This is a genomic window from Methanoregula sp. (assembly GCF_002835825.1).
In the GTDB taxonomy this organism is placed as follows: Archaea; Halobacteriota; Methanomicrobia; order Methanomicrobiales; family Methanospirillaceae; genus Methanoregula.
This window is the reverse complement of record NZ_PIZH01000426.1, coordinates 1-1767: the sequence shown is the minus strand read 5'-3', so window position 1 is coordinate 1767 and position 1767 is coordinate 1. Positions and strand designations below refer to the sequence as shown.

1 protein-coding gene is annotated in these 1767 nt (G+C 59.9%); it reads left to right on the top strand.

Annotation, left to right across the window (positions count from 1 at the left end):
* Nucleotides 1-203: 203 nt before the first annotated feature.
* Nucleotides 204-1767 (top strand): molybdopterin-binding protein (locus CW742_RS11865; RefSeq protein WP_292420643.1); only part of this gene is annotated, 1564 nt, incomplete at its 3' end.

The window sequence follows — 1767 nt, the reverse complement described above, 5'->3', positions numbered from 1 at the left end:
GGGCATCGGGCTCAGGGTATTTCCTTCGGATATGTTCCACGACGAGCTGATGACAAAACTTGCGGATCTCGACCCGGAGACCCAGTGGCCGGTGTATCTCGCAGCGCTGGGAAAGACCGAAGAGAACGTGACCCTGGCCTGAACATGGTCTCATTTTACTGATAACAGATGACACCAGAGATCAGGATGCGGGGGATTGCAGCATGGTAAAACGCTATCTTGAGCTCCGGTCCCTTGCCGAAGCACTGAACCTTTTGACCACCTCCTTTCCCCCGCCCCGGAGAACCGAGAAAGTCCCGATCCTGCAGGCTGCCGGGCGGGTTGCGATAGAACCGATCTATGCAAAATATTCCGTGCCTGAGGTGAACATCTCCGCAATGGACGGGATCGCGGTCAGGAGCCGGGACACGATCGGCGCCAGCGACCGGAACCCGCTCACCCTCGATCACTGCGCACGGGTGAATACCGGCAACATCATCCCCCCGGAGTTCGATGCCGTTGTCATGATCGAGGATGTCTGGGAGTCTGGCGACCGCTACCAGATCCGGCGGGCCGCGATTCCATGGCAGCATGTCAGACCTGCTGGCGAGGACATCAAGGAGAAGAAACTCGTCATCCCGCGGGGCCACCTGATCCGCCCGTTCGACATCGGGGCTCTCGCAACGTACGGGTTTTCCACCATTAAGGTTCTTGCCGTGAACGTGGGGATCATCCCCACGGGGAGCGAGCTCGTGCCGCTCGGTGTCCGGCCCGGGCCCGGGCAGGTTGTCGAAAGCAACACCGTCATGGCGCAGGTCTTCCTTTCGCAGACCGGGGCCCGGTGCACCCGGTATCCCATTGTTCCTGACGACCCCGACTTTATCCGCGAAGCGCTCAAAAAAGCAACCCGGGAAAACGACCTGGTCCTCATCTCTGCCGGGTCATCAGCCGGCACCCGCGATTTCACCGAAGGCGTGATCCGGTCTATCGGGGATCTTATCTTCCATGGGGTTGCCGTCAAACCCGGCAAGCCGGTGATGCTGGGAAAAGTCGACGGAAAACCCGTCCTTGGCCTTCCCGGCTACCCACTTGCGGCCCAAACGGTGCTACGGGAGTTTGCAGCGCCCCTTCTGGAGTCCTGGGGATTTGCCCCGGCCCCGAAATACCCGGTTACCGTAAAGCTGGCACAGGCGCTCACGTCCGATCCTGGTTTCGACGAGTTTGTGCCACTCTTCGTAGGCCGGATTGGAAACACCCTCTATGGCATGCCGCACGGGAAAGGGGCCGGTGTCCAGATGGCCACGGTCAAGGCCAACGGGTATACCCACATCCCTGCACCGGTTGAGGGGTTCGAGGCGGGCACGGACCACGAGGTATTCCTCACGACCGATCCCGGGAGTATCGAACGGACACTGTTTTTTACCGGTACGCTGGACCCGGCTCTCGAGGAGCTGGCAAACCTTGCCCATGATAAGGGACTCTTTATCCACGCGACCAACCCGGGTAACTTCACGGGGATCCAGTCACTGAAAAACAACACCTGCCATGCTGCCCCGCTGGTCTTCCCGGCACAGAACCTGATAGGGGTATACCAGCCGCTCATGGAGTTTTCTGAAATCAAGGCCCTGGGGTTCATCCACATTGCGAGGGTGGAACTCGGCATCGCATCGCAGGACGGGCTGGGGCTTGAAGATCTTGTGCATGCCCGGTTCATCAATACCCGGAAAGGGACTCCGTCACGGAGCGTGCTGGACATGCTGCTTGCAGCGGAAGGCATCGATCCCGAAA